This is a genomic window from Roseburia sp. OM03-7AC, assembly GCF_003462625.1.
GTDB lineage: Bacteria > Bacillota > Clostridia > Lachnospirales > Lachnospiraceae > Roseburia_C > Roseburia_C amylophila.
In genome coordinates, this window is the sequence record NZ_QTZJ01000001.1 from 1332292 (window position 1) to 1339664 (window position 7373).

Here is a 7373-nt window from a genome sequence, read left to right on the forward strand (position 1 = left end):
TATAACCTCTTCCTTATTGTATCATATTTTTTCATATATCAATCATTTTTCTTTTGAAGCCACACTTATCGGCTAATATTATACCGTTTCATCCAGCCAGACACTGGATTATGTTCCAAGATAATTTTCCATAACTAATAACAAATTTATATTCTAAATTTTATATCTGATTTTTGATTATCCGCATAAACACTATACTTTCAAGCATTTTGAAATATAGGAAAGCACTCATTTTACCACGAATTTACCACGATTGAATGAGCCTTGATATGACGTAAGAATTTGAAAAGGACACCGTATAGTTTGGTGTCCTTTTACATGAAAATCATTAGTCGCTATTGATTGTTATTATACATTTTGTTAATTGTTCTTATTTCTTTTACGTTTTTTACCGAATAAAACAGCTAATACACCGGTTGAACCAGCAAACATAGAAGTAAACAATCCTACGTTTGTCATATCACCTGTTTTTACAGGGTTCTTTTGTCCGCTAGGCTTTGTTGGAGTAGTTGGCTTGCTCGGTTTCTGTGGCTGTTGTGGACTTACAGGTTTATTTGTTGCTTTTTCTTTTACGGTAACTGTAATTGTTTTTTCAGTAATTGCACCATTTTTATCTACTACACGGAAAGTTACATGATAAGTGCCAGCCTTAGAAGTATCTACATCATTTGCAATAATGTTATCTTTTGTTAAAATAATCGTTCCGTCCTCTTTATCTGTTGCTGTCACATTTGCCAATGGATCGAACGTATCGCCTACATTCAATGTAACATCATTTGCTGAAATGATTGGAGCAGAGTTAAGGTCGCCTGTATTTTGTTTCACAGTTACAGTAATCGTTTTTTTAGCAGAAGCTCCGTTTTTATCTGTTACTTTATAAGTCACATGGTAAGTACCAGCCTTAGAAGTATCTACATCATTTGCAACAATATTATCTTTTGTCAAAGTGATAGTTCCGTCCTCTTTATCTGTTGCTGTTACATTTGCCAATGGGTCGAAAGTATCGCCTACATTCAATGTAACATCATTTGCAGAAATAGTTGGTGCTGTATTATCTTCTCCTTGTGAGTTTAACGATAATTCTACTTTTAAAACAACGTTTCCGTCTTTATAAGTACCGCAATCATACTCATAAGTAACTGGTTTTTTTACATCATCTACCGTTATAATTCCTGTATCTTTATCTAAAGTTCCATTTGCAGTAACTTTTACTTTTGAAATATCTATTCCTTGTTCAACATCTTTTTTTAAGTCGATTTTATTCCCTTTAATATCAATATAACCGTTGCCTACAAAAGCATGATTATTTTCAAGAACTTTATTCTCTCCGACATTTAACCAGTATAAATCATCGCAAATTAATTTTTTAATTTTTGTGTTTTTACTTATATCAAGACCTCTTATCCCTTGTTCAAAAATTTCACCGCAACGTAGCATTTCAAGTTCTAAATTATTGCTTAAATCTAATTTTTTAATAGTTGTATCATGACAAAAAAGGCGTGTCAGTTTTGTGTTTTTTGTTACATCTAATTCAGCTATATTTGTCATATAACATGATAGTTGTTTCAAATTAGGGTTCTTACTTATATCAAGTGTTTTTACTTTTGTATCTCCTATATCTAAAGTGACTAATTGCGGATTATGTGTGACATCAAGTTCCATTAATCCTGTATTGCTACAAGATAGTTGTTCTAAGTTAGGATTGTTTGTTACATCTAAATTGGAAATAGAGGTACTATCTGCAAATAACGTATTCAATTTTTCATTCTTAGATACATCAAGACTGTTAATTGATGTATTATCGCAAAGGAAAGCTTCCAAATTCGGATAACGTGTTAAATCAACGCTTCCTACTTTTGAAGAACGACAATCTAATCTTTTTAAAGATTTATTATTTTTCATTTTTTTAAACTATTTAATACTAATGTCTTTTATAATAGCTTTTCATATATTATATAATCAATCTTTATAAGTCCTTTTATAAATTTCTTTTCTACCATTTTCGATAAATTCCTGTTTAATATTTTTAATTCCATAAACAATAGTTTCAATAGGATAATATTCTTCAACTATATCTTGATATTCTTTTGCTTTCTCAATATCTATATTTCCATACATTCTTAATATATCTTCTCCAAAATTTGTTCCTATTTCTTCTTCACTATCTTCAAGTAAGTATATAAAATCACAATATTCATCTATAATTCCAGAATCTCCAAAATCAATTATTCCAGTTAATCTATTATTGCCATCTAACAATAGATGATTACAACTAAAATCATTATGGCATAAACACTTTTTACCCTCAAAAACTGTTGTTGCATTTAGTCTTTCCATAAAACTTTCTATATAATCTTTTTCTATATCAGTTAAATCATTATAAATAGTTTCACGCAACAATATATACTCTTCTAATACATTTTGTTTATTATCAATAGTACATTCACTAATATCTGTATAATCTAAACCGTGCATTTGTCTTAAAAAACTGGCAATATCTCGTTTTAACAAATTTTGTTCTTCTTCTGACATAGTAGAATAAATTTCTGGTGTTAAAAAAGTTCCTTTAATTTCTTTATAACCTAGTATAGATAATTCATCACTAATATACGAATATTCAATATTAGGAATTTTTACATTAGTTTCTAAATTTGTATTTAAAAAATTATATATTGCTTTTTCTTTTGCATAACCTTTTTTCTTATTAGTACTAAATTTTGTTTTAAAAATGTATTCATTATTAACTAAATATGCCACACTATCATAACCACTACCGATTATTTCAATACTATCTACTTTGAAATTATCAAAGTAATGCTCAATTAAATATTTCATTGCCTTAACATTTGTGGCATTATCATCATATCTATATTCCATTAAATAACAATCTTCTTTTTTGCCCTCGTGTAATTCATGTTCTGGCAAATCTTCAATAATTCTAAAACCAGATTTTTGGTATGCCCTTATTGCTCTTGGATTATTTTTATGAGGGTCTAAAATAACTGCATTAGCATTTCTTTCTTTTTTCAAAAATTCAAAAATCAATTTAATATATCTTGTACCAATTCCTTTACTCCAATAATTTGGCTCTCCTATAAATTGATCCATACCATAGACTATCTCATCAGTTTTTGGATAATGATAATCAGTATATAACTCATCATACATTTTATATATTTGTCCATATCCAATAGGAACATTGTTATATTCAATAATTACTCTAAAAACTTCATCTTCCCAAGGCTCTGTATAATGTTTTTTTAATGATTCTAATGTATATTTTTTATCTCTACCACCATAAAATTCTAATACTCTTTCATCAGTTAACCATTTTAACATCAAAGGAAAATCATCATCTATTAAAGTTCTTATACATATTTCATTTTCAACTATATTCATTTATTTATCACCTTTTTCATAATCATATACATATACTATTTCATCTTTATAATCATTTTTACCACCTAATTTTTCATATACATGGCAAGCTCTAGGATTACCTTTATCAGTTATTAAAAACATTTCAGAACAACCAATCTCTTTAGAATATTCCTTAATAAAAGATAATAATTTTGAACCATAACCTTTGTCTTGATAGTTAGGTAACATTCCTATTGAGTGTAAATAAAACATTGTTTTTCCATCAGGTCTTAAAAGTGTATAGCAATATGCAAATCCTATAATTTTATTATTTTCTTTAGCTATAAACCCAAATGAACTGGTATCATTAAGAAATCCTTTTAAATTATCAATATCAAAAACCATATTATCATCAATTAAAACTTCTTCCATAAAAGATGAGTTTTTAACCGGACTTAAGTCTGAAACAGAAGTCGTAGAAACATCTAAAGACTGCAAATTTGTTAGATATTGAATACCCTCTAATGAAGATATCGTTTTCATACCATGTAAGTTTAAGAATTGGGCTTTTGATATTTCATCAACAGATAACACACTATCGCCGTCTTTATCAAATTCTGCAATGATTTGTTCTCTAAATACTTTGTCTGGAAAATGTGTTTCATCAATAGCAATGCTTCCAGCTTTTACTTCTGTATTTTTGCTTGCTTCAACGGTCTTATCTTCGGTAACCACTTCTTTTTCTGGTGTTGCAGGTGTTTCCTGTTTTGTACTTTCTTCTTTTAAAGTTTCTGCATTTTCAGCAGTTTCTTCCTGTTCCTTGTCTGTTATATTCTCTTGTACTTCTGCGTTTTCTGTTTTCTGTTCCACAGGAACTTGCTCTGTCTTGTTTTCTTCTACAACGGCTTCCTGCACAACTTCTGTGTTTTCCTGTGCCATGACAGGAGTAGGAAGCCCTGTAAGTGCAGTTGTTGTTCCAATCATCAATGCGGAACTTACTGCAAGGACTTGTTTTTTCTTCATAGTTTGTTCACTCCTTATTTTTCATAAATTCTTTGCATAGAAAAACGCACAAACTCCCCCTTATAACTGGATAATCTGTGCGTTCTGTTTATTATTGATAGAATTGAAAAAAGGGCAGAATTTACTTGTCTGTCTGTCTGTCTGTCTGTCTGTCTGTCTGTCTGTCTGTCTGTCTGTCTGTCTGTCGCAAGCGTAACAATGTGTGAACATGACTGTCAACCCTTTCTTTCAAAAAAATTCAATCCTTGCTTCTATACAAAAAACATTATACTGGAAACAAACACCTCTTTCAATCTTTTTATGCGTGCAAGATAAAAAAATTGAGACATCACACTTTTCCTTTTTTCCTCTTGAGTACCCACAACAGAAAAGAAAAAGCCCTGTCAAGAGCTTGCCACCATTGGTGGTGCTTTGCACTCTTGATCGGGCTTTTTGTTTGCTGTATCTTCTCGCAAGAGGAAAAAGATTACTCGTCCTCATCATCAAAATGGTTATTTCTTAATACTTCCCGTAACAGTTCCATATCCTCTTTTGAGTTCAGATTTATCATTTTCACGACTTGATAAGGTGTCCTATATTTATGTCCCTCTATGCTTTCCCCAAACATATCCATACTGTATAAATCATCATAGCGGTCTAGTAATTTTTGAAACTTCAAATGCTGGATAAATTCTTTGATTGGGTAAAGGTCGGACGCTTCAATGCTTTTCCCGTTGATATAGTCTGTAATGTATTCCCGTAACTTTTCCAATTCATATTCCAGCCATTCTTCCTCGCTGTCAAAGAAGTTATCATAGTGTCCGTGTTTCAGTTCTGCATTTAGACGTTCTTCTGTTCTTAAAAACTGACAGACTTCTTTTTCAGACTGATTGACATACTTCCATTCTCCCGATAATAATTCATTCGGCGTTACGTCCAGCACTTCCATTATCTTTTCCAGCGTTTCATAAGCAGGATAGTTCAACCCTCTTTCAATCTTGGAAAGGCTCTGCATATTGATACCGATTTTGTCCGCAAGTTCCTGTTGTTTCATTCCCCTAAATTTTCTTATGGTCTGTATATTATTTCCTAAATGGCTTATTTTCATTGCACAACCCTCCATATCTCGTTATATCTTCACTGTTATAAGTCTATCATGCTTAATATGATTTGTAAAGACAAAAAAAGATATTGACAAATAAGCATATAAGAATTACTATGCTATTGTGAGTGAATAAGTACAATAGAATGAAATACAAAAACATTCAAAAAGAAATCCCCATCTGATTAAACCCGTAGATATGAATATTGGTTGAAATGGAACTTGTTAGAAAAGGCAAAACAGGACTTGCTGACAAAGTATTTCTGACACGGTGGCGGAAGCCTCTCAGGCTTACCGCCATGACACCTTGTGTCAAGGGGAAGAAATGCTTTGTCGGCTGGCGAGCCTGCGAGCCTTGACTGTGCCCCCGTTATCTAACAGGGGGGCACTATTTCACAAAAGACAAGTCAAAAACCATACAACCCCAAACCTGTGAGTAGTAATGAGAAGTTTTAAGAAGATAGTAATTTCACATTCTTTTGAATAGTGGTTTACAGGTATTTCAAGGCTGTTGTGGGATTGGAGGAATACAATGAACAATTTAGAATTTGCACTTGAAATGAAGAACAAACGTCTTGCAAGCGGTCTTTCACAAGGAGAACTTGCAAGTCTTACCCATGTATCAAGATATAGTATCAACCGCTTTGAGAACGGAAAAGCCAACGCAAGTAAAGAAACACAGAACATTATCCTGCGTTGTCTGAATTACTATGTCTGTGATAAGCCTTTTTATCTGCTCGTTGATTATCTGTCTGTCCGTTTTCCAACGACTGACGCATTAGAAGTTATCCGAAAGGTGCTTGGCATGAAAGCGGACTATTTTATCCATTATGACTATGGGTATTATGGCTATAAGGAGCATTATGCCTACGGGGAAATCAAGGTCATGGCTTCTGATGATGAACACATGGGTGTATTTTTAGAATTAAAAGGGGCAGGCTCACGCAACATGGAATATGTCTTACAGGCACAGAACAGGGATTGGTATTCATTTTTAAACCGCTGTCTTGACTGTGGCGGTGTTATCCGACGTTTTGACTTGGCAATCAATGATATGTGCGGTCTGCTGGATATTCCCGTTTTGTCTGAAAAATACAAAAATGGCGGTGCGGATTGTCGCTGTAAAAACTATGAAAATGTACAAGGTGGAAAACTAAGCGGAAAAAACCGTAATTTAGCAAGTACCCTTTATATCGGCTCAAAGGCAAGCACAAAATATTTCTGCCTGTATGAAAAACAAAAGGAACAGGCAACCAAAAAGAAACATACGGATATTATCAACCGTTTTGAAATTCGTCTGCGTGATAAAAAGGCAGTACAGGCAGTTGAGGAATTGTTATTGACATATAACCCTCATGGGTTGGTGTTTTACCTTATTACTGATTTTGTGCAATTTCCCGATTATCCGCTGTGGGAGATATTCATTTCCCATGACAGTTTACCTTTTGAAATGAACCCCGTACCTGTCAATATGGAACGCACTCTGCAATGGCTGGAAAGACAGGTCATGCCGTCAATCGTGATGATAGAGGAAATCGACAGGCTGACAGGCTCAAACTACATGAAAATGATTGATGAATGTACCCACCTTTCCGAAAAACAGGAAATGCTTGTAGAACAGATGTGTACGGATATAGCAGATGTAATCGAAAGTGAGGGGGTGTTTTATGAGTAATGCACAGGATATTCCCGTATGGGAAAAATATACCCTTACCATTGAAGAAGCGTCAAAGTATTTCCGTATCGGAGAAAACAAGTTAAGACGCTTGGCAGAGGAAAACAAGGGCGCTGGCTGGCTCATTATGAATGGCAACCGCATACAGATTAAACGCCGACAGTTTGAACAGGTTATTGACAAATTGGACGCAATCTAATGCAAATGAGCCTTGTATGTGTTATGATGAACACA

General features: G+C 33.1%; 6 protein-coding genes. 2 read left to right on the top strand and 4 right to left on the bottom strand.

From position 1 onward, the window contains the following. Positions 1-360: 360 nt before the first annotated feature. The 4 genes from DXB39_RS06350 to DXB39_RS06370 all read right to left on the bottom strand — a co-directional run bounded on the left by DXB39_RS06350 (position 361) and on the right by DXB39_RS06370 (position 5470). Positions 361-1902: an immunoglobulin-like domain-containing protein gene (locus DXB39_RS06350; RefSeq protein ID WP_243005979.1), complete on the bottom strand. Its 1542-nt coding sequence runs from the start codon at positions 1900-1902 to the stop codon at positions 361-363. A 57-nt stretch (positions 1903-1959) separates the two neighbouring features. Next, on the bottom strand, positions 1960-3399 hold the full coding sequence (locus tag DXB39_RS06355) for a bifunctional aminoglycoside N-acetyltransferase AAC(6')-Ie/aminoglycoside O-phosphotransferase APH(2'')-Ia (RefSeq protein WP_001028144.1): 1440 nt from the start codon (positions 3397-3399) through the stop codon (positions 1960-1962). Beyond that, the gene (locus DXB39_RS15325; protein ID WP_442969661.1) at positions 3400-4383 is read right to left on the bottom strand and encodes a GNAT family N-acetyltransferase; all 984 of its coding nucleotides are present in this window, start codon (positions 4381-4383) and stop codon (positions 3400-3402) included. A gap of 466 nt (positions 4384-4849) precedes the next feature. Beyond that, positions 4850-5470 (bottom strand): helix-turn-helix domain-containing protein, encoded by a 621-nt coding sequence (locus DXB39_RS06370; RefSeq protein ID WP_227223063.1) that lies wholly within the window; start codon positions 5468-5470, stop codon positions 4850-4852. 526 nt (positions 5471-5996) lie between these two features. Between DXB39_RS06370 and DXB39_RS06375 the strand changes: the two genes are divergently transcribed. Both DXB39_RS06375 and DXB39_RS06380 read left to right on the top strand, forming a co-directional pair. Beyond that, the gene (locus DXB39_RS06375) at positions 5997-7139 is read left to right on the top strand and encodes an XRE family transcriptional regulator (protein ID WP_004610987.1); all 1143 of its coding nucleotides are present in this window, start codon (positions 5997-5999) and stop codon (positions 7137-7139) included. Next, positions 7132-7338, top strand: a complete 207-nt coding sequence (locus tag DXB39_RS06380; RefSeq protein WP_005336079.1) for an excisionase — start codon at positions 7132-7134, stop codon at positions 7336-7338. Before DXB39_RS06375 ends, DXB39_RS06380 begins: the two co-directional genes overlap by 8 nt. Positions 7339-7373 lie beyond the last annotated feature (35 nt).

Coding starts and splice junctions, on each gene's coding strand:
- DXB39_RS06375 (WP_004610987.1), top strand. CDS start 5,997: ATGAACAATTTAGAATTTGCACTTGAAATGAAGAACAAACGTCTTGCA.
- DXB39_RS06355 (WP_001028144.1), bottom strand. CDS start 3,399: ATGAATATAGTTGAAAATGAAATATGTATAAGAACTTTAATAGATGAT.
- DXB39_RS06370 (WP_227223063.1), bottom strand. CDS start 5,470: ATGAAAATAAGCCATTTAGGAAATAATATACAGACCATAAGAAAATTT.
- DXB39_RS15325 (WP_442969661.1), bottom strand. CDS start 4,383: ATGAAGAAAAAACAAGTCCTTGCAGTAAGTTCCGCATTGATGATTGGA.
- DXB39_RS06380 (WP_005336079.1), top strand. CDS start 7,132: ATGAGTAATGCACAGGATATTCCCGTATGGGAAAAATATACCCTTACC.
- DXB39_RS06350 (WP_243005979.1), bottom strand. CDS start 1,902: ATGAAAAATAATAAATCTTTAAAAAGATTAGATTGTCGTTCTTCAAAA.